Genomic DNA, 20,032 nt, shown 5'->3' on the forward strand with positions numbered 1-20,032 from the left:
CCCCGTGCGGGTGACGCGACACGTTCAGGTGGCCGGTCGTTCGGCCGCGGCGTCGCGGACCCGGCGCAGCGCGAGCTGCGCTTCGACGCGGGCCAGCAACTCCTTGGCGGCGAACGGCTTGACCAGGTAGTCGTGCGCTCCTGTGGCGAGGCCCCGCAACGTCTGCGACGTGGTGCCGAGCGCGGTCAGCAGGATGATCGGGGTGGCGCGCAGCGCGGGGTCGGCGCGGACGTGCTCGATGAGCCGCAGCCCGTCGAGGTGCGGGAGCACGACGTCGCTGAGGATGAGGTCCACCCGGTGGCCGGCGAGCCGGACCAGCGCCTCCTCGCCGTCGCCGGCCGTGTGGACGTCGTAGTGCTCCTGCAGCAGGTGCCGCAGGTAGTTGCGCATGTCGGGGTTGTCGTCGACGACCAGCACACTGGGGCGGTTCCCCGGTCGCACCGACCCGTCCGGGGACGAGTCGCCGACCAGCCAGGACTCGGCCTCCTCCGCGAAGGCCTGCCGCACGTGCGCCGCCGTGTCCGGCCGGACGCGGGCGGCACTCTCGCGCAGGTGGTGCGGCTGCACGAACGGCAGCCACACGGTGAACGTGCTGCCGGCGTCCGGCACGCTCCGGACCCGGATGCTGCCGTGGTGCCACGACACGAGCTGCCGGACCAGCGCCAGCCCGGTGCCCGACCCCTCCCGGCTGCGCGACTTCGCGCCCTCGACGCGGTGGAAGCGGGTGAACAGGTGCGGGATCTCGGCGTTGTCGATGCCCGTGCCCGTGTCGGTCACCGCGAGCTCGACGTGGCTGCGCTGGGCGCGCAGCACGACGGTGATCGAGCCGGTGAACGTGTGCTTGAGCGCGTTGGACAGCAGGTTCAACACGACGGTCTGCCAGGTGACCGGGTCCAGTCGCACCGGGCGGCCGAGCGGTGGGCAGTCGACCTCCAGCCGCAGCCCGGCCCGTTCGACGGCGGGGCGGAACACCTCGGTGAGTTCCGCGGTCAGGGCGGCGAGGTCGTCGACGTCCTCCAGCGACGGCGCCGCGCGGCCCTCCTCCAGCTCGGCGAACGCCAGCAGCGTGTTGACGAGCCGCAGCAGGCGGATCGCGTTGCGGTGGGCGATCCGCGCGGTGTCGAGGTGTTCGGGAGGCAGCGTGACGAGCTGTTCCTCCAGCGGGAGCAGCAACAACGTCAGCGGTGTGCGGAACTCGTGGCTGATGTTGGCGAAGAACGTGGTCTTGGCGCGGTTGAGCTCGCCGAGCGCGGCCACCTGCCGCTGCTGCTCGCGGTGGATCCGCGCCGCGGTCAGCGTCGCCGCCACCCGTTCCGCGACGAGGTCGAAGAACTGGTGGTAGTTCTCGTCCAGCGGGGCGTGGGAGTTCACGCCGAGCACGAGCAGGGCCGCGGGCGCGCCGTCGCGGACCGGGCCCACCGGCAGCACGACCGCCGTGTGCGGTGGTTCGGCCCAGGTCCCGGACACCAGGTCGGGGAACCGGGTGGCGAGGTCCTCCACCACCTGCGGTGCGGCCTCGCGCAGGCAGGCGTGCAGCGGCCACACCGACGCCCGGCCGGCCGTGACCAGCTGGTCCAGCGCGGGACTGTCGGCGGCCAGCCCGGTCGAGGCGGCGAGGTGGGCTCGTTCGCCGCGTCCCTCGACGAGGTAGACCAGGGCGAACGGGACGTCCTGCGGGTTTGCCTCCAGCGCGCGCACCAGCCACTGGCAGACCTCGTTGTCGGACGTGGTGACCCCGGCCTGGCGCGCGGTGGCGGCGAGGCGGTGCAGGGTGTCGAGGCGCCGGGCGGTGCGGACCTGCTCCGTCGTCTCGACCAGGGTGGCGAGCACGCCGGCGACCCGGCCGTCGTCGCGGACCGGGCTGTACGCGACGGTGGCGAACACCTCCTCCAGGAACCCCTTCCGGTTCACCACGAACGACTGGTCGACCAGGCGCACGGCCGTCCCGGTGTCGAGGACCTGCCGCAGCACCGGGCCGAACGTCGTGGCCGCGTCCGGCCAGACCTGGAAGACCGACCGCCCCAGCGCGTCGGGGTGGCGTTCGCGGATGATCTCGCTGTAGGCGTCGTTGTAGAGCTGCAGCAGGTCCGGTCCCCACATCAGGTCCATCGGCACCGGGTTGCTCAGCACCACGGCCAGGACCTCGCGCAGCACGACCGGCCAGCGGTCGACCGGGCCGAGCGAGGTGGCACCCCAGTCGACGGTGCTCATCAGCCGGCCGAGCTGCCCGCCCCCGGCGAACATGGCCTCGCTGGCGCGCACGGCGGGCGTGGGCACCGGACGGCCGGACCCGACGACCCGGTCCAGCAGGTCCGGCAGCTCTCCCAAGGGGAGGACCAGGTCGGCCGCGCCCGCCGCGATGACCGCCGAGGGCATGCCGAACGCCGTCGCGGTGGCCTCGTCCTGCACGACCACCGTGCCGCCGGCCTCCCGCACGGCCTGCGCGCCCGCCGTGCCGTCGCTGCCGAGACCAGTGAGCACCAGGGCGAGCACCTGCGGTCCCAGGGAGTTCGCGGCGGAGAGGAACAGCTCGTCGACCTGGCCCAGCGAGGACCTGCCGGGCATGGGCTGCACGGTCAGCGTGCCGTCCGGTTCCAGCCGGACCTGCGTGCGTCCCGGGCAGAGGTACACGCGCCCCGCGACGAGGTCCTGCCCGTCCTCGGCCCACGCGACCGGGTGCCGCGAGACCCGGCCGAGCATCGTGGGGAGGTGGCTGACCCCCGGCCCGAGGTGCTGGGCGACCACGACGGGCGCGGGCAGGTCCGTGCGCAGCCCGCCGAGCAGGACCTGCAGGGCCTCCGCGCCGCCGAGGGAGGCGCCGATCAGCACGGCGCGATAGCGCGCGGCGTCGGGGTTCACGTCGTCGAGTGTTTCAGCCCGCGTGGCCCAGGGCACGCCTACCTGATTGGGGGACCGAAACGCGCCGACCGGAGACGGCCGTGCCGAGAGGGGACCGATGAAGATCGCGATGGTGTCGACCCGCGACTTGCCCGCCTGGCAGAACGACCACGTCGCCGGTCTCTCCGCTGCCCTGAAGGCACTGCGGCACGACGTGGTCGTGCACCTCCGTCCCGCCGCCGAGACGACCACAGCGCTCGGCGAGTTCGTCGAGTCGCTGCGCGCGGAGTGGGCTCGGACCCCGCCGGACGTCGTGCACGCGCACTCCTGGGAGGCCGGGCTTGCCTCCGTGCTCGCCGCGCAACGGCTCGGCCTGCCGGTGGTGCAGACGTTCCACGGCCTGGGGGCGGACCGCGACCAGCTGACCGTCGAACGCCTGATCGGCAAGGAGGCGGCGCTCGTCGTCGCGAGCTGCGAGCAGGAGGTCCTCGACCTCGCCGCCGCGGGGATCCCGCGGTCCTCGATCGTCGTGGCGCCGCGCGGTGTCGACACCGCCGTCTTCCGGCCGCAGGGCGAGTCCGCACCGCGCACCTCCCGCCACCGGCTCGTCGCGGTCGCGGACACGGCACCGCACGACGGTGTCGCCGACCTGGTCGCGGCACTGTCGTGGCTGGACGACACCGACCTGGTGGTCGCCGAGGTGCCGGCCGCGAACCACGCGGAACGGCTGAAGGCGTGGGCGCGCAAGTTCGGCGTGCAGGACCGCGTGCGCGTGCTGAGCCCGGACGTCCGCCGCCTGCCCGCGCTGCTGAGGTCCGCCGACCTGGCCGTGTTCGCACCCCGGCACGCGTGGTGGCACGACGCCCCGCTGAAGGCGATGGCGTGCGGTGTACCGGTGGTGGCCACCGAGGTCGGTGGCCTCGCGGACGCCGTCGTCGACGGCGTGACGGGGGCGCTGGTCGCGCCGCACGGGGTGAAGCAGCTGGTGCGGAAGCTGCGCGACGTGCTCAAGGACGAGGTGTTCCGGGAGTTCTGCGGGATCGCCGCCGTGGACCGCGTCCAGGCCCGGCACAGCTGGTCCGTCGTGGGCCGGTGCGTCGAGCGCCTGTACTCGGGTCTCGCGGACCGCCGCGCAGACGCGTCGGCCGGCTGACGCCGGTGGTCGAACGCCACGCGGGAGGAAGCGGGAGCCCCGGTGCGGCGGAGGTCGTGCGCCGGGTGTTCGACCTGATGCCGCTCATGGTGGTCGCCTTCTCCGGTCCCGAGCACCGGATCGTCGCCGCCACCGGCGCCTACCGCGCGTGGACCGGTCGGGCGGAACTGGTCGGGATGACGTTGCAGGAAGCGTTCGCCGAGGGGGTGGGCCGGCAGCTCGGGGAGATCGCGGACCGGGTGTACGCCACCGGCCGGGCCGAATCGCTGCGGCCGGGCTCCGGCAAGCGCAGGGAGTCCTACGTCGACTGGAACCTCACCCCCACCCGCGGTCCCGACGGCCGGGTGGACGGTCTCATCGTGGACGCGGTCGACATCACCGACCGGGTGCTGCAACGCCGTGGCGACCGGCAGCGGACGGACCGCGCCGAACGCCGCTACGCCGAGGCGCGCGACGGTCTCGACGCCCTGCAACGGGAGCTGCTGCCGTCGAGCGTGCCGCTGCTGCCCGGTGTGCAGGTCGCCGCGAGCTACCTGCCGGCGCAGGCGGACACCGCCGCCGGCGGGGACTGGTTCGAGGCCTTCGCGCTGCCCGGCGGCAGGCTGGGCCTGGTGGTGGGCGACGTCGTCGGCCACGGCGTCGCCGCTTCCGCGACGATGGGACAGCTCGGCGTCGTGCTCACCGAACGCCTCACGGCCACCGGCGACGTGCGGGAGGCCGTCCGTTCCGCCGACGCCGTGGCGCTCCGGGTCCCCGCCGCCCGCGCCGCCACGGTGTGCGTGGCGGCGCTCGACCTCGGCACCGGAGACCTCGAGTACGCCGCCGCCGGGCACCCGCCGCCGCTGCTCGTCCCCTCCTCCGGCGACGCGAGGTTCCTCGACACCACCGGCGACCGGCCGCTCGGCATCGCCGACGCGGTCCTGGAGCCGCCGGTGGTGCGGGAGAGGCTTCGCGAGGGCGATCTGCTCCTGCTCTACACCGACGGTGTCCTGGAACGGCCCGGCAGGTCGTTGGCGGAGAGCACCGTCGAGCTCGCGCGCACCGCCGCGGCCGCGGCCGCGGACCGGGCGTTCCCCGGCCACCAGCCACTGGCCGCCGACCGCGTGTGCGACCAGACCGTCGAACTGCTGACCAGGGAGACCGGGCACCTGGACGACATCGTCCTGCTCGCCGCCCAGCTGGTGCCCCGACCGGCCGAGCTGCACCGGAGCTACCGGGCCGAGGCGGAGTCGATGCCGTCGGCGCGCCAGGAGCTCGAGGACTGGCTCACCGGCCTCCACCTCGGCGCCGCCGACCTGGACGCGCTGCGGCACGCGGTCATGGAGCTCGTCACGAACGCGGTGGAGCACGCCTACCTCGACTTGCCGCCGGTGCACGAGTTCACCGTGCGGGCACGGCTCACCGACCGCGGTCAGGTCCAGGTGGAGGTGGCCGACCAGGGTCGGTGGCGCGAGCCCCGCTCCAGCGCGGACCGGGGCCTCGGGCTGCAGATCACCGCGCAGATGGTCGACGAGTTCCACATCGAGCACGGCACCGGCGGGACGACGTCCGTGGTGCGCCACGGGACGCGCCGGCCCACGCGCCTGCTCACCGCGCAGGACCTCGGCTTCGGCTTCTCGGAACGCGGCCTGGTGCCGGACCTGCCGCTGGTGGTGCAGGACCGGCCCGACGCGCCGGGGCCCTGCATCGGCGTCACCGGCCCCGTGGACACCTCGACCGCGCGCCAGCTCGAACGGGCCGTGCACACGGCGGGGTTCACGGGCACCCGCTCGCTCACGGTCGACCTCACCGGCGTCACGCTGCTGGCCAGCGCCGGGGTGTCGGTCCTGCACCGCCTGCGCGCCGGGCACCGCGCCAACGGCACGGAGCTGCACCTGGTCGCTCCCGTCGCCTCCCCGGCCGACGTGGTCCTGACCCTCGTCGGCCTCGACCACCGGACCGCACCACTGCACCCGGGCGGTGACTCATGACCTCACGAGCCGATCAGTCCTCCGCGAGCACCGAGCGGTCGCTGGTGCTCAGCCTTCCCCGGCGGCCGAGCTGGACACGACCGCCGCGCTGCGCGTCCTGGACGACGCGGCCACCGCCGTGCCACCGCCGGAGGTCGTCGTCCTCGACCTGCGCCACCTCGGGCACCTGACGGCCTCCGGTGTCCGCAACCTCGGCGCCTTCGCCAGGGCGCAGGCCGACCGGGGCGTCCGCTGCGCGCTCGTCGTCGACGAGGGCGGTGCCGTGGCACGGGTGCTGGAGACGGCGGAGCCGCTGCTCGCGAGGTTCGGCGACCTCGACTCCGCACTGCGGGGGTCTTCCCCGGCGGCTGCGGACCGGCGGGTGGACGACCTGATCCCGCGGTTCGAGGAGCTGACCAGGACGTTGCTGGCGACCACCACGGTCGCCGACGCCCTGCGCCAGGTCGTGCTCGCCACCCGGCACGTCGTGCCCGCGGCGGAGGTCGTCAGCGTGACCCTGCGCGACCAGGAGGGCAGGTTCGTGACGCCGGTCGAGACCGACGCCGTCGCCACCGCGCTGGACGAGGTCCAGTACCGCACGGGCCGCGGCCCCTGCGTGGACGCGGCGCTGCCGGACGGACCCGGCTACGTCGTCGGCGCGGACCTCCGGGGCGACCGGCGGTGGCCCGAGTTCTCCGCCGCCTGCGTCGCCCACGGGCTCGTGGGCGTGCTGGCCACCGAGATCATGGCGGCGGGCGACGACACCGCCGGCGGCGCGCTGAACATCTACACCAGCGAGCCGGCGAGCATCGACGAGACCGACCGCCACGCCGCGCTGTTGCTGGGCACGCACGCCTCGCTCGCGCTCGCGCACGTGAAGACCGCAGAGGTCGCCCTCCTGCACACGGCCCAGCTGCGCCAGGCGATCGCCACCCGCGACATCATCGGCCAGGCCAAGGGCATCCTGATGAACCGCCAGGGCATCGACGCCGACGAGGCGTTCGCGTTGCTGCGCCGGACCTCGCAGGACCTCAACGTCAAACTCGTCGAGGTCGCCACCACCCTCGTGACGCGCCACGGCGAGCTGGCCGACCGTTTGCCATCCGAAGGCGGGGGTAGCCGCCAGTCATGACACGACCTGAGCCCGAGTACGAGGACGTCAGCAGGGGATCGCTGGCCGAGGACGACGAGAACCGCGAGGACACGACCCCCGGTCGCAGCGACTCCGGTTCGGCGCACCCCGAGGCCCCGCCGACCGGCAACGTCGGCATCGCCGACTACTCGGCGGGCGACGACCCGGACCGGGGCTGAGACTCCAGCCGGACTCGAGGGTTGATCGCGGCGGCGCGGGGTAAGCCAGAGGCCGGTCCTGGCTTCGGGAGGAACCTCGCATGCGCAGTCGCGTTCGTTTCGCGGGTCGGTCGGTGCACCCGCTCCTCGTCGTCCTGCCCCTCTGCCTGCTGGGCGCGTCCGCCGCGGTGGACGCGCTGCACCTGGTCACCGGCCACCCCGGCTTCTCCGCCGCGGCGGGACACCTGATCGCGGCGGGCCTGCTGCTCGGCGTCGTCACGGCGTCCGTCGGGTGGATGGACCGCGCGTTCGCCTCGCCGGACGAGGTGCGGCGGGCCGACCTGCTGCACGCGGTGGCCGACGGCGGCGTGCTCGCGCTGTTCGCGCTGAGCTGGGTGCTGCGGCTGGGCGTCGAGGGGTGGCAGCCGGCCTGGCCCGCGCTCGCCGCCTCCTGGGCGGGGCTGCTCGTGGCCGGGTTCAGCGGCTGGCTCGGCGTCGACCTGGCCGGACGACCGGCCGCCGACGAGGACGGCCGGCCCGGGTCGCTGCGCACGGCCTGAGCAGCTCGTCCTTGCCGAGTTCGCGGCACGAGCTTCGGGTGGCTCGTCCACAACCAGGTTGCTCGTCCACAGCCAAGTCGCTCATCCACGACCAGGCAGAGCCGCCGCTCACCCCGCCGCACGACCTCGTGCACCCGAGGGCGCCGGCGAGACGACAGGTGCCGACGCGACGTGCTCGTAGACGCGCGCGGTGTCCGCGGCGACGCGCTCCCAGCTGTAGCGGGTGGTCGCGCGGTCGCGTCCCGCGACGCCGTACTCGAAGCGCTCGACCTCGTTGCCCAGCAACGACCGGAGCGCGCGGGCGAGGACACCGGGGCTGCGCGGCGGCACGTGCCGCCCGGTCACCCCGTCGACGACCGCGTCGTGCAGGGCACCGACCGGCGTGGCGATCACGGGCACCCCGCACGCCATCGCCGCCAGCACGGCGGAGCTCGACCGGTCGTGCCACGGCAGGTCCAGCGCGACGTCCGCCGACCGCAGGAGCGCGGGCAGCGACGACCGGGACACCTTGCCGGCGAGCACGACGCGCTTCGCGACCCCGCGCTCGCGGGCCATCGCCTGGAGCACCCGCGCCTCCCGCGCGCCGGCGTCGTCCGCCTGGTCGGGGACGATCACCAGCTCGGTGTCGTCCACTGTGGACAGAGTCGCGACGATCTCGCGGAAACCGCTGTGGGGCACCAGTTCGCCCAGTGCGACGACACGGTGGGGGAGCGGGCGGCGGGCGCGCGGGCCGTCCGGGACGAAGACCTCGGTGTCCACTCCGGGAGGCACCACGGAGAGCCGTGTCCGCTGCGCGCCGACGAGAACCAGGTCGGCCGCCTCACCGGGGCAGCGGGCGATCAGGTGCGCGACCTCGCGGACGAGCGCGCGCTCGACGTCGAGCCGGTCGGAGGAGCGGTCGGCGGGCGCGGCCGCCGTGCCGAGACCGCCGCTGCTGTGCACGACGGGCAGGCCGAGCCGGCGGGCGGCGAGCGATCCCGCGAGGCCGCACGTCCAGGAATGCGTGTGCACCACGTCCGGTGGTGCGGTGAGCCACGCGGCCTCCAACTCCGCCACCAGGTCTCCCAGCGCGGGGACGGCACCGGGCAGGGAAGGGGAGTGCACGTCCACCTCGTGCCCTTGACGCCGCAGCGCCTCGGAGAGGTCGACGAGGTCGTGAGTCCGCGCGGACACCATGGCGATCTTCAAGCCGGTCACCTTCTGCCTCTGAACAGGGGACCGAGCTCGCTGCTCAACTCGGAGGAGTGCTGCCGCTCTGCCGGGTGACGTCAGGGGTGCCGGACACCCGTGCGCCACCCTCAGGCCGTTTCTCGACCCGCGGAGGTGACTGCGACCGGGTATGCCCCCGATTCGCACCGGTTCAAACAACGCGGTGGTGAACCGCTCGCGGAATTCGTCGCGACCACGCGGAGAACGACCCGTCTCCCGCACGTCCGGCCCGCCCCTGCCGCCGCGGTGAGCTCAGGCCGCAGGCCGGGGAACCGCTGCGCTACGAAGGAGAACCAGCCGACGGTGCTGACCGTGCGCGGGCTCCGTCGTGCGGGTCGAACCCGCGCACGCGTGGTTTGGACGCGCACGTGACGGCAACACTCGGCCATGCCGATCGGGAAGTCCTTCGAACGAGTCCAGCGCGCCTACGCCCACGGCGAGCGGCGCCCGTTGCTCGGGTACCTGGCGTCGCTGGGCTCCTACGCCGCCCTCGTCGGGGTCGCGACGGCGGTCGGCCGCCACCGCGGGACGCGCCTGCCGGAGCGGTTCACCGCCGGCGACACCCTCCTGCTCGCCCTGGCCACGCACAAGGCGAGCAGGCTCGCCACGAAGTCCTCGATCACGAGCGTGCTGCGGGCACCGTTCACCCGCTACGAGGAGGCCGCCGGTACGGCCGAGGTGAAGGAGACCGTGCGCGGCGAGGGCGTGCGGCACGCGGTCGGTGAACTGGTGACCTGCCCGTTCTGCTCCGGCGTCTGGATCGCGGGCGCACTCACCGCCGGCCTGGTGCTCGCGCCGAGGAGCGTCCGCCTGGTCACGAGCGCGCTGTCCGCCGTCGCCGTCTCGGACTGGCTGCACCTCGCCTACGACGCGGCGAAGCAGTGACCGTGCGAGTGGTGCCGTCCGGTCGCGTGGACGTCGGCGCGCTGCTGCGCTCGCTGCGCGGCCGCGGGCTGAACTACGCGGAGGAGGAGGTCCGGCGGCCCGAGTGGACGTTCGACGTGCACCGGCACGAGCTGGGCCGGGAAGGCGCCGGACCGCCGGAGGAAGGCGGGCTCTGGCACCGAGCGCGCCCGCTGGTGGCGGACTACGAGTTCACCCCGCCCGAGATCATCCGCGGCTTCTACGAGGCCGGGTCGGAGCTGATGGGGCGCGACATCCTGCTGCAGGCCCGGTTGCCCGGCCTCCGGTTCCTGATGGGCGTGCGCGTGACGGGGGTGCGCGACGAGGCGTCCGGCGACAGGACGCTGTGGGGCTGGAGCTACGAGACGCTCGAAGGCCATCTGGAACGGGGCCGCGTCGACTACGAGCTGGTCAAGGACCACGCCACCGGGACCGTCGAGTTCTGCGCCCGCAGCTACTCGCAGCTGCACCCCCGTGCGCCCTGGTGGATGCGGCAGGGCTGGCGGTGGTTCGGCCGCCGCGTGCAGCTGCGCTTCTACCGGCGTGCCGGGCAACGTCTGCAGGCGCTCATCGGCGGCGCGCACGGGCCGGTCGTGAGCGCGCCGAGCACCGCGGACCGGGCGGGCCGCTGGAGTCTCGCGCTGCCGGATCCGCTGCGCTGAGGTTGGGGGCCTCCGCGTCGGGTAGCCGAGCCCGGAAGCCGACCGCAGCGGAGGGACGACCTGTCGTGAAAGTTGTGATCACGGGCGCGTCGGGCAACGTGGGCACCGGTGTGCTGCGCGCGTTGGCCGCGGACACCGAGGACCACGAGGTGGTGGGCGTCTGCCGCCGCCCGCCCGGCGGCTCGCCCCCGTTCGGCCCGGTCACCTGGCACGCGTGCGACCTCGGTGACGAGAGCGCGCACAAGGTGCTCGACGAGGCCCTGCGCGGGGCGGACGCCGTCGTCCACACGGCGTGGATGTTCCAGCCGATCCGGCGCGGGAACCTGTTGCACCGCACCAACGACCACGGCACGGCGGCGGTGTTCGAGGCCGCGCGCCGGGCGGGCGTGCCGCACGTGGTGCACACGTCGTCCATCGCGGCCTACGCCCCCGCGGGCGACCAGCCGGTGAACGAGGACTGGCCCACCACCGGCATTCCGGGTTCCGTCTACGGCACCGGCAAGTCGCAGGCCGAAGCGTCCATCGCGCGGTTCACGGCGGACAACCCGGACGTGACGGTGTCCCTGGTGCGTCCGACGCTCGTCGCCCAGCGCGCGGCGTCGGCCAGCTTCCTCGCGTTGTTCTTCGACCCGCTGGTCCCGCGGTGGCTGATCAGGCTGCTGCGCGACGGGCGGATCCCGCTGCTGCCCCTGCCCGCCGGCCTGCGGGTGCAGCTCGTGCACGCCGACGACGTGGGCGACGCGGTCGTGCGCATCCTGCGCCGCCGGGCGGGAGGCGCGTTCAACATCGCGGCGGACACGCTCACCCCGGCCGATCTCGCGCGCGTCGTGGACGCCCGCGCGCTGGGCGTCCCGAGTGGACTGATGCGCGCGGCGGTCGCCCTGTTGTGGCGGCTGCGGGCGATCCGCATGTCCCCGGGCTGGTTCGACGTGGGCACGCGGTCGCCCCTGGTCGACACCACCCGCGCGCGGACAGAACTGGATTGGGCGCCGCGGGTCTCGAGCGTCGACTGCGCGCGGGAGCAGATGTCCGGCCTCGCCGACGGCGCCGCGGGAGGCAGCGCGGCTCTCGGCCGTGACCGGCTGCGCGACGACAACCGCACCGCGGCGCTGACCTGACGGCACTTCACCTCGTGGGCGGCGCCGACTCCGGCGCCGACTCGGGTGGCGCCGAGGTGGGCACGGCCGCGGGCGGCGGCGCGTCGGTCGTCTTCGGCGGCGGGGGAGGACCGGAGCTCACGGACAGCGTCACCTGCATCCCGCGCATCGCCACGCCGCGAAGTGACTGCGCCACAACGGCTCCCCGCGGCTGGGGCGCGCTGACGGACACGGTGGTCACCTCGTAACCGGCCTCCTTCAGCATCGCCGACGCCTTGTCGACGCCCGTGCCGACGACGTCCGGGACCTTCAACTTGCCGTCGCCGTGGCGGTAGCGGTCCTCCACCTCGGGCAGCGGCTTCTCCGGCAGGTCGGCGTGCGCCTTCGTCATCGCGTCGAACCAGGTGGCCGCGGGCACCGTGCCGCCGTAGATGTTGCCCTCGGGGCACAGGCGGGGTGCTCCGGCACCGACGCAGATGCCCTGCGGTGACGTGCTGTCGTTGAACACCTGCACGGCGGCCGCGAGGTCCGGGGTGGCGCCGAGGTAGGCCGCCGACTTGTACTCCTCGGTGGTACCGGTCTTGCCCATCATCGGCCGCTTCCAGCCCGCCTTGCGCGCCGAGTACGCGGCGGTGCCCATGCCCTTGCTGTCCTCGCTGAGGCCGACGGCCAGTGCGTTGGCGAGCGGTTCGGGAACCGCCTGCTCGCACGGCGGCCGCTTGAGCTCGACGGGCTTGCCGTCCCGGTCGAAGATCCGCTTGACCGGGTTCGGCGGGCACCACGTGCCTCCGCTCATGACGGTCGCGGCGACGTTGGCCAGCTCGAGGGTGCTCGACGGCGCCGGGCCGAGGGTGAACGAGGCGTTGCCGTTGCCCGCGTAGAACTGCGCCTGCGTCAGGCGGAGGTCCTTGGCGCCGTGGGGATCCGGGGCGACGCCCGCGATGTTCGTCGCCATCGTCTTGCGCATGCCGAGCCGGGAGGCCATGTCCACCACCGCGTCCAGCCCGACCTGTTCCTCCAGGATCACGAACGCCGTGTTGGGCGACGTGGCCAGCGCCTGCCGCAACGGCATCTGCGGCGGGTAGCGGTCGTTGTGGTTGGCGAGGCAGTACCAGTACGTGTTCGGCTCGCCGGTGGCCGGGCAGGTCGGCGCGCCGCCCTTGAACACCCGTGAGGTGTAGGTGTTGGGCGCGGCGACGACCGTGTCGATGCCGATGCCCTTCTGCAGCGCGGCGGCGGCGGTGAAGACCTTGTAGACCGACCCCGTGCCGAACTTGTTCTCCACGCCGCTGGGCAGGTCGAACTGGGTCTGGAACTCGTCCTTCTTCAAGCCGTAGTCGCGGTTGGCGACCAGCGCGACGACGTCGTGCGCGTCCTTGCCGGGACGCACGACCGCCATCGTGTTCGCGACGCCGGGAGTGGTCTTCGGCGCCTGCGCCTCGACCGCCTGCTTCGCCTGTTCGGTGATCCTCGGGTCCAGCGTGGTCTCGATCCGGTAGCCGCCGATCTTCAGCTCCTCCAGGTCGAAGCCGGCCTCGGTCAGGTGGTTGACGAGGAACGAGCAGAAGAACCCGTACGACGGCCCGGCGCCCACGCAGCCGGTCTGCACCGTGCGCACGGGCTCGCGCAGTCCGAGAGGGGCGGCCTTGTACTCGTCGGCCTCCTCCCGCGACAGCTTCTCCTCGGCCAGCATCGCGTCGATCACGAGGTTCCGGCGCTCGACCGCCTTGTCCGGCCGGGCCTCGGGATCGAGGGCGGTGGGGCTGTTGACCATGCCGGCGAGCGTCGCGGCCTGCGTGACCGTCAGCTTGTCCGGCGTCGTGTCGAAGTAGGCCTGCGCTGCCGCCGTGACGCCGAAGATGGTCGACCCGAACGGCACCAGGTCGAGGTAGCGGCCGAGGATCTCGTCCTTGCTCAGCACCGACTCCAGGCCGACCGCGATGCGCGCCTCGCGCAGCTTGCGGGTGATGCTCTGCTCCTGGGCCTGCCTTTGCGCGTTCTTGTCCGTCCGCGCGATCACGTGCACGAGGTAGTTCTTGACGTATTGCTGGGTGAGGGTGGACGCGCCCTGTTGGACCGACCCGCTGGCATTGTTGCGCGCGGCCGCGCGCAGGCTCGCGAACCAGTCGACGCCGTTGTGGTCGTAGAAGCGGCGGTCCTCGATCGCGAGCAGCGCCTCTTTCATGTGGGAGGAGATCTTGTCCAGCGGAGTGCGCACGCGGTATTGGTCGTAGAGGTGGGCAATGGGCGCGCCGTCTTTGTCGGTGATGGTCGTCATCAGCGGCGGGTGGTCCGTCACCATGAGCGCCAGCGTGGATCCGACCTGGTCACTGAGTTTATTGGAGATCGCCCCGAGTGTCGCCGTGACGGGGAACAGGAGTCCGGCGACGAGAACGCCGGCGAGCGCGCACAGCCCCGCGAGTTTGCCGACGCAGGGCCCGATCCTCTTGCGATCCACCGTCAGACTCCCCTCGCCGAATCAGGTTCTGTCGGTTACCCGTCGAAACAGCGATCAGGCGACCGCATCGAATGAAAAGAGATCCGCGAAATGGTCACCTGGCGTACTTGAACACCACGTCGCTCACTCGCTCGTGTCAACAAATCGGTGTCCGGTTTTTCCGTTCCGGTCACGGGTAGCTGGCCGAGCAGAACCGTTGACGCACCCGGGAGGAATCCGATGTCCCCGCAAAAACCTTCCCGCCGCCGTGGCCTTCGCACCGCCTCTTTCGTCCTGACCGTGACCGTGCTGTGCCCGTCACCCGCGCTCGCCGAAGGCACCGAGGACCACGCCGCGGGATCGCAGATCGCCAAGCACGAAGGCACCGGCGAGATGCTCATGTCGCCGCCCGAACTCGGCGTGGGCCGGGTCGACGGCATCGACGTCAGCAGCCACCAGGGCAACGTCGACTGGGGCCACTGGTGGCGCTCCGGGAAGCGGTTCGCCTACATCAAGGCGACCGAGGGCACCGGGTACCGCAACCCGAATTTCACCCAGCAGTACAACGGTTCCGCCGCGGTCGGCATGATCCGGGGCTCCTACCACTTCGCCCTGCCGAACCGCTCCGACGGCGCGACGCAGGCGCGGTTCTTCGTGCAGAACGGCGGCGGCTGGTCGCGGGACGGCCGCACCCTGCCCGGCACGCTCGACATCGAGTACAACCCGTACGGCGGTGACACGTGCTACGGCCTGAGCCACGCCGCGATGATCGGCTGGATCCGCAGCTTCAGCGACACCTACCAGGCGCTCACGAAGCGCTGGCCGGTGATCTACACGTCCGCCCAGTGGTGGGACCGCTGCACCGGCCGCGCCGGCGACTTCAGCTCCACCAACGCGCTGTGGCTCGCCCGGTACGCGGCGACGGCGGGCCCGATGCCGTTCAAGTGGCCCTTCCACACGATCTGGCAGTTCACGTCGTCGCCGATCGACCAGAACGTCTTCAACGGCGGGGCCGATCGCCTGGCCGCGCTGGCCGCGGGGTGAGTCATGAGCGCCCCGCCCCGCGGTTCGGAGCTCATCGTGCTCGTCTACTTCGCCGTCGTCTGCTCGGTGACGGCCACGGCGATGGCGGTCATGTTGCACCACAGGGGATTCGGGCTCGCGATCCACGGCGTCGAGGACGGCGCCGTCGTCCGGGCGGCCACCGCACGCCACCTCGGCATCGCAGCCGACGATCCCTCCACCCTGGACCGCGTAGACGTGTTCGTCGACGACCAGGCGGTCGGCACGCGCCGTGACGGAAACCTGTTGCGGTTGACCGGTTTCGAGCCGGCCGAGGGGTCGCACACCGTCCGCGCGCGGGTCCGCGACACGTCCGTGCTGGGCGTGGAGGCCGAGCTCGAACGCACCTTCACCGTCGACGACACCGCGCCGGCCCTGAGCGTGGCGCGCGCCGAGGCCACCGATCCCCGCGCACCGGTCACGATCCGCGGCACCGCGGACGGCGCGGCGACCGTCCGGGTAGGACACAGCCCGGCGCACCTGGTGGACGGGCGCTTCGAGGCGACCGTGCCGTCCGCGGCGACGGTGTTCGTGGAGGCACGCGATCCGGCCGGCAACACGACCCGCCGGTGGGTCACCGTTGCCGCACCGCGCCCGCAGGTGCGCGCGACCCGGCTCGGCCCTGCCGACTGGCCCTCCCGCCGGGACGCGGTGTTCCGCAGCGCCCGCCAAGGCGAGATCGACACCGTCGTGCTCGACGTCAAGGACGAGAACGGCCACCTGGCGCACCCCTCCGAGGTGCCGCTGGCGCAGCGGATCGGCGCCGTCGAGGGCCGGTGCGACCTGCGCACCGCGGTCCGGGACCTGCACGCCGCCGGGATGCGCGCCGTCGCACGGGTGGTCGCGTTCCACGACCCGGTGCTCGCCCGCGCGTCGTGGCAGGCGGGTCTCCGCGACCACGTCCTGCACGACGGCACCCTCACGCGCACCGACCCCGAGCACCCGGAGGTCCGCGGCTACGTCGTGGCCATCGCGGCGGAGGCGGCCGCACTCGGGTTCGACGACGTGCTGCTCGACCACGCCGGCGGCGAGGGCTTCCTCGCCGAAGCCCGCGACGCCGTCCGCGCCGCCGGCGCCCGTCTCGGCGTGGTCGTGCCCCGGGACGCCCAGGACGCCCAGGACGGACTCGTGGACGCCGACTTCACCGTCATCGATGACAGTCCGTGAGGAATTCACTAGACCGTGTGCAAGCCGGTCAAGACGGACTGCACCGGGTTTTGCAGGGTATTTGCCCAGCACAACGCACGTACGCCCACGTTCGGGAAAGGACTGGGGCCATGGATGTCGACGACCTCCTGGACGAGGGATCGCCGCTGTTCCGCACGCGCTGGCTCGGCTACGACCGCGTCCAGGTGGACGAGGAGATCGCCAGGCTGGAAGCCCAGGCCGAACTGGCCTGGGCCGACCGCGACGCCGCACTGGCGACGGCCGAAGACCTGGCCCGGCACCTGGAGGAGGCGAGGTCCGAGCTCGGCGAGTACCGCGAACTGCACGCCGGCCACAGCAAGGACGACGCCGTCTCCGGCTGCATCCGCTACCTCCTGCACAGCGCGCGCCGCAAGGTGGAGGAGATCGAGGCCGAGGCCCGCTCCCGCGCGGAGCAGGCGGTCAGCCGCGCCGAGGAGGCCGCCGACCAGAAGACGAGGCTGCTCGAGGAAGCCGAGCAGGAGACACAACGCCGGCTGGCCGAGGCGGGGGACCGGGCGCGGGAGATCGTCGGCGAAGCCCTGCGGGAGTCGCGGACCGTGCTCGCCGAGATCGCGCAACGGCAGCGGTTGCTGGAGGAGTGGTACGAGGCGGTCGCGTCGGAGCCGAACCTGCCCCTGCCGCGGCAGGGGGAACCCTCGGGCGCTCGCACGCAGGCAGGACCAGCTTCGGCCGCCACACACGCGGAACCCGCCGCCGCTCATGCCGAACCTGCCGCCGCCGCGCACGAGGAATCGGCCCGTACCTCGCACGTCGAAACCGCCCCCGCCACGCACGCGAACCCCGCGCCCGTCCCCGCACCACCAGAACCTCTCCCCACCTCGCCAGCGCCGGCCCCTCCACCCGCCACCGACCCCGGCGAGACCACCGACGTCCTGAGCGTGACCCGATGACCGCCGTCACCGGCCCGCCCCGACTCACCGCGACCTGCGTCCTGGTCGACGCGCACGACTGCGGCCCGACCGGCGTCACCTGGGCGGCCGGCTGCGCGAGCGCCCTGGGCGTCGGCCTGGTCATCCAGACGAGCCCGGGCGCGGACCCGCTGCACGACGAGGTGTCGAGGCTGCGCGCCGCACACCCCGACCTGACCGTCCACGTCGAACACCTGGGCCGCCCCGCCGCCCGCTGGGAGGGCGGCCTCGTGGTGATCTCCCGCTCCAGGGCCAAGGCCGCGCCACCGCTCGCGGGCAAGGACGAACGCGACGTCGTGGTCGTCGCCGGTGCCCCGGCGGCGATCGCGGGACGGTTCGGCGTGGTGACCGCCGTCCTCTGCCCGGTGGGGGCCGACGGTGTGCTGCAGCGGGCGATCGCCTTCTGCCACGCCCGCCGGGCCACCCGGCTGCGCCTGCTCGCCCGGCACTGTCCGGGCAGCCCCGTCGTGCCCGACGAGGTCGCCGACCGCGTCCACGCCGCGTGCCCCGACGTGATCGTGGAGCTCGTGCGCGAGCACCGGTCCGTGCAGGTGGAGACGCGGAGGCACCCGAGCGACCTGCTCGTCGTGTCCGGGCGGGAACGCGGTCCGGCGGAAGGTCTCCAACCGGCCGCGCTCGCGGCGTTGCACCACGCCCGGTGCCCGGTGCTGTTCAGCTGCACGTGACAGGGGGAGTGAACTCATGACCGTCGGCAGGATCGTCGTGTTCGTGATCGCCTCGGCGCTCAGCGGGGTGATGATCGGCGTGCTGGGCAACCTCCCACCCGCCCAGCGGGAGCGGGCCGCGCCGCGGGTGCCCGCCGTCGCCACCGTCTCCGTGCGTTCGGCGCCGTCCTCGACCACGAGCACGCCGGCGACGACCAGCACACCGACGACGACCAGCACACCGGAGTCGGCACCACCCTCCCCGGCGGCCAGGCCCGAGCCCGGTCCCGGTCCGGAACTGCCGCCGGGACAGGCGGTGCGCGCGTTCGGCGAGGGCTGGTGGAGGACCGTGAACGGGACCACGGCGCAGGTCGGCACCGGCCGGGTGCACACCTACTCCGTCGAGGTCGAGCAGGGCGCGGTGCTGCCGGGTGAGCAGGGCCGGTTCGCCCAGGTGGTGGACGCGACGCTGGCCGACCCGAAGGGCTGGACGGCGTTGGGCGGCATCGCGTTCCGGCGCGTCGACGTGGCCGAGCCGGATGTCCGGATCCGGCTCACCGCGACGGAGACCGCGCGGTCCGTCTGCGGGTACCAGCTCCCGTACGACACCTCGTGCTACGTCGGCGGCGTGGTCTACGTGAGCGCGCCGCGGTGGTTCCGCGGCGCCGAGTCCTACGCCGGCGACCTGGCGGGCTACCGGCGCTACCTGGTCAACCACGAGATCGGCCACCACCTCGGACGCGGCCACGAGGTGTGCCCCGCCGACGGAGCGCCCGCGCCGGTGATGATGCAGCAGACGTTCTCCGTCTCCAACGACCGGCTCGCCGAGATCACCGCCGGTGCCTCCCAGGGCGTGCCGGTGCCGCGGGACGGCAGGACCTGCGTCGCGAACCCGTGGCCGAGCGTGGGGGTGACGCCGTGAAGATCGCGGTGGTCTCCCTGACGGCGAACCCGCTGGCCGCGCTGCGCGACCCGGACGTGTCCGGCGCACGGCTGCGCGTCGGCAAGCTCTGCGAGGCGGTGCACCGGCTGGGGCACGAGGTGACGGTCTACAGCCTGCGCACCGACTGGCGCCTGCCGGACCGGGTGCGGGTGCACCCCGGCTTCCAGTTCGTGCACGTGCCCGGCCCGAAGAACGCGCTGGAGGAGGTCGTCCCGCACCTCGGCACCTTCGCGCGGTTCCTCGGCGCGCAGTGGGCCGGCGATCCGCCGGACGTGGTGCACGCCCACCACTGGACCTCGGGTCTCGCCGCCGTGCTCGCGACGAGGGACCAGCCGATCCCGGTGTTGCAGAGCTTCCACGGCCTCACGGACGGCGAGCACGCCGGCGTCGTGCGGCTCGTCGGGCGTGCGGTGACCCAGGTCGTGGCCGCGTCGGAGCACGAGCTGAAGGCGTTGATCGCCCTGGGGGTGCGGCGGCCGTCGGTCGTGGTCGTGCCGTGGGGCGTGGACATCGGCGAGTTCGCGCCGGCCACCATTGCGGCGCCGCGGCACGGGACGCCGCGCATCGTCTCGGTGGGCGCGCTGGCGCCGCACGACGGGTTCGACGACCTGATCGTGGCGCTGAGCAGGCTGCAGTGGGGCGAACTGGTGATCGCGGGCGGGCCGGCGCGGCGGGAACTGGCCGGCGATCCCGAGTACCGGCGGTTGCGCGACCTGGCCGCGTCCTGCGGCGTGCTGGGCCGGGTCTCGTTCCTCGGACACGTCCCGCACTCGCGGATGCCCGCCCTGCTGCGGGCAGCCGACGTCGTCGCGTGCGCCCAGCACCGGTCGCGCTGCGGTAGCGTGTCGGTCGAGGCCATGGCCTGCGGGGTGCCGGTCGCCGCGGCGAACACCGGATGCCTGGCGGACACCGTGGTGCACAGCGTCACCGGCCTGCACGTCCCGCCGCGGCAGCCGTCCGCGCTGGCCCGCGCACTCCGGTCGTTGACCGGCAGCGGGTTGCGGCGTCAGGAGATGAGCTTCGCGGGCCAGGACCGGGCGCGGACGCGGTACGCCTGGGAGCGGGTCGCGCTGGAGCTGGCGCTGGCCTGCCAGCGGGTCGGCATGCCCGCTGTCCTGTCGCGGTAGGCGAACTCCGGCGACGGCGC

General features: G+C 73.5%; 17 protein-coding genes. 14 read left to right on the forward strand and 3 right to left on the reverse strand.

The genetic code is table 11. The features are described from left to right. Positions 1 to 24 precede the first annotated feature (24 nt). On the reverse strand, positions 25 to 2,859 hold the full coding sequence (locus ABZX02_RS08025; protein ID WP_355295997.1) for a chemotaxis protein CheB: 2,835 nt from the start codon (positions 2,857 to 2,859) through the stop codon (positions 25 to 27). A gap of 97 nt (positions 2,860 to 2,956) precedes the next feature. Here ABZX02_RS08025 and ABZX02_RS08030 point away from each other — a divergent pair, with 97 nt between their 5' ends. The 5 genes from ABZX02_RS08030 to ABZX02_RS08050 all read left to right on the forward strand — a co-directional run bounded on the left by ABZX02_RS08030 (position 2,957) and on the right by ABZX02_RS08050 (position 7,790). After that, a complete protein-coding gene (locus tag ABZX02_RS08030) occupies positions 2,957 to 3,991 on the forward strand; it encodes a glycosyltransferase (protein WP_355295999.1) in 1,035 nt (344 codons plus the stop codon). A gap of 5 nt (positions 3,992 to 3,996) precedes the next feature. Then, positions 3,997 to 5,961 (forward strand): SpoIIE family protein phosphatase, encoded by a 1,965-nt coding sequence (locus ABZX02_RS08035; RefSeq protein ID WP_355296001.1) that lies wholly within the window; start codon positions 3,997 to 3,999, stop codon positions 5,959 to 5,961. Continuing rightward, positions 5,951 to 7,072, forward strand: a complete 1,122-nt coding sequence (locus tag ABZX02_RS08040) for an ANTAR domain-containing protein (RefSeq protein WP_355296003.1) — start codon at positions 5,951 to 5,953, stop codon at positions 7,070 to 7,072. Before ABZX02_RS08035 ends, ABZX02_RS08040 begins: the two co-directional genes overlap by 11 nt. Then, entirely contained in the window at positions 7,069 to 7,251 is a 183-nt protein-coding gene (locus ABZX02_RS08045) for a hypothetical protein (RefSeq protein ID WP_355296005.1), read from the forward strand. The genes ABZX02_RS08040 and ABZX02_RS08045 overlap by 4 nt, the downstream gene beginning before the upstream one ends. A gap of 80 nt (positions 7,252 to 7,331) precedes the next feature. Continuing rightward, complete coding sequence (locus ABZX02_RS08050) at positions 7,332 to 7,790, forward strand: DUF2231 domain-containing protein (RefSeq protein WP_355296007.1); 459 nt, start codon at positions 7,332 to 7,334, stop codon at positions 7,788 to 7,790. A gap of 108 nt (positions 7,791 to 7,898) precedes the next feature. Here ABZX02_RS08050 and ABZX02_RS08055 read toward each other — a convergent pair whose 3' ends face one another. Next, positions 7,899 to 8,978 carry a glycosyltransferase gene (locus ABZX02_RS08055; protein ID WP_355296009.1) on the reverse strand — a complete coding sequence of 360 codons (1,080 nt, stop codon included), beginning with the start codon at positions 8,976 to 8,978 and terminating at the stop codon, positions 7,899 to 7,901. Between the two features lie 408 nt (positions 8,979 to 9,386). Between ABZX02_RS08055 and ABZX02_RS08060 the strand changes: the two genes are divergently transcribed. The 3 genes from ABZX02_RS08060 to ABZX02_RS08070 all read left to right on the forward strand — a co-directional run bounded on the left by ABZX02_RS08060 (position 9,387) and on the right by ABZX02_RS08070 (position 11,682). Continuing rightward, a complete protein-coding gene (locus ABZX02_RS08060) occupies positions 9,387 to 9,884 on the forward strand; it encodes a DUF1360 domain-containing protein (RefSeq protein ID WP_355296011.1) in 498 nt (165 codons plus the stop codon). 2 nt (positions 9,885 to 9,886) lie between these two features. After that, the gene (locus tag ABZX02_RS08065; RefSeq protein WP_355296013.1) at positions 9,887 to 10,564 is read left to right on the forward strand and encodes a DUF1990 family protein; all 678 of its coding nucleotides are present in this window, start codon (positions 9,887 to 9,889) and stop codon (positions 10,562 to 10,564) included. A 65-nt stretch (positions 10,565 to 10,629) separates the two neighbouring features. Further along, complete coding sequence (locus ABZX02_RS08070; RefSeq protein ID WP_355296015.1) at positions 10,630 to 11,682, forward strand: NAD-dependent epimerase/dehydratase family protein; 1,053 nt, start codon at positions 10,630 to 10,632, stop codon at positions 11,680 to 11,682. Positions 11,683 to 11,689: 7 nt separating this feature from the next. On the opposite strand, the gene ABZX02_RS08075 is transcribed toward ABZX02_RS08070, so the two are convergent. Further along, positions 11,690 to 14,119, reverse strand: coding sequence for a transglycosylase domain-containing protein (locus ABZX02_RS08075; protein WP_355296016.1), 2,430 nt, complete (start codon positions 14,117 to 14,119; stop codon positions 11,690 to 11,692). A gap of 279 nt (positions 14,120 to 14,398) precedes the next feature. Between ABZX02_RS08075 and ABZX02_RS08080 the strand changes: the two genes are divergently transcribed. From ABZX02_RS08080 to ABZX02_RS08105, 6 genes are all read left to right on the forward strand, one after another. Further along, positions 14,399 to 15,142 (forward strand): lysozyme, encoded by a 744-nt coding sequence (locus ABZX02_RS08080; RefSeq protein ID WP_355296018.1) that lies wholly within the window; start codon positions 14,399 to 14,401, stop codon positions 15,140 to 15,142. Positions 15,143 to 15,145: 3 nt separating this feature from the next. Further along, positions 15,146 to 16,327, forward strand: coding sequence for a putative glycoside hydrolase (locus tag ABZX02_RS08085; RefSeq protein WP_355296020.1), 1,182 nt, complete (start codon positions 15,146 to 15,148; stop codon positions 16,325 to 16,327). 110 nt (positions 16,328 to 16,437) lie between these two features. Beyond that, positions 16,438 to 17,259, forward strand: coding sequence for a hypothetical protein (locus ABZX02_RS08090; protein ID WP_355296022.1), 822 nt, complete (start codon positions 16,438 to 16,440; stop codon positions 17,257 to 17,259). After that, the gene (locus ABZX02_RS08095) at positions 17,256 to 17,963 is read left to right on the forward strand and encodes a hypothetical protein (protein ID WP_355296024.1); all 708 of its coding nucleotides are present in this window, start codon (positions 17,256 to 17,258) and stop codon (positions 17,961 to 17,963) included. The genes ABZX02_RS08090 and ABZX02_RS08095 overlap by 4 nt, the downstream gene beginning before the upstream one ends. Before the next feature lie 16 nt (positions 17,964 to 17,979). Beyond that, positions 17,980 to 18,864 (forward strand): DUF3152 domain-containing protein, encoded by an 885-nt coding sequence (locus ABZX02_RS08100; protein ID WP_355296026.1) that lies wholly within the window; start codon positions 17,980 to 17,982, stop codon positions 18,862 to 18,864. Beyond that, complete coding sequence (locus ABZX02_RS08105) at positions 18,861 to 20,012, forward strand: glycosyltransferase (RefSeq protein ID WP_355296028.1); 1,152 nt, start codon at positions 18,861 to 18,863, stop codon at positions 20,010 to 20,012. Before ABZX02_RS08100 ends, ABZX02_RS08105 begins: the two co-directional genes overlap by 4 nt. The last annotated feature ends 20 nt before the right edge of the window (positions 20,013 to 20,032 follow it).

The sequence above is a fragment of the Lentzea sp. NPDC003310 genome (assembly GCF_040610935.1).
GTDB lineage: Bacteria > Actinomycetota > Actinomycetes > Mycobacteriales > Pseudonocardiaceae > Lentzea.

Coding starts and splice junctions, on each gene's coding strand:
- ABZX02_RS08030 (WP_355295999.1), top strand. CDS start 2,957: ATGAAGATCGCGATGGTGTCGACCCGCGACTTGCCCGCCTGGCAGAAC.
- ABZX02_RS08045 (WP_355296005.1), top strand. CDS start 7,069: ATGACACGACCTGAGCCCGAGTACGAGGACGTCAGCAGGGGATCGCTG.
- ABZX02_RS08050 (WP_355296007.1), top strand. CDS start 7,332: ATGCGCAGTCGCGTTCGTTTCGCGGGTCGGTCGGTGCACCCGCTCCTC.
- ABZX02_RS08060 (WP_355296011.1), top strand. CDS start 9,387: ATGCCGATCGGGAAGTCCTTCGAACGAGTCCAGCGCGCCTACGCCCAC.
- ABZX02_RS08085 (WP_355296020.1), top strand. CDS start 15,146: ATGAGCGCCCCGCCCCGCGGTTCGGAGCTCATCGTGCTCGTCTACTTC.
- ABZX02_RS08090 (WP_355296022.1), top strand. CDS start 16,438: ATGGATGTCGACGACCTCCTGGACGAGGGATCGCCGCTGTTCCGCACG.
- ABZX02_RS08095 (WP_355296024.1), top strand. CDS start 17,256: ATGACCGCCGTCACCGGCCCGCCCCGACTCACCGCGACCTGCGTCCTG.
- ABZX02_RS08100 (WP_355296026.1), top strand. CDS start 17,980: ATGACCGTCGGCAGGATCGTCGTGTTCGTGATCGCCTCGGCGCTCAGC.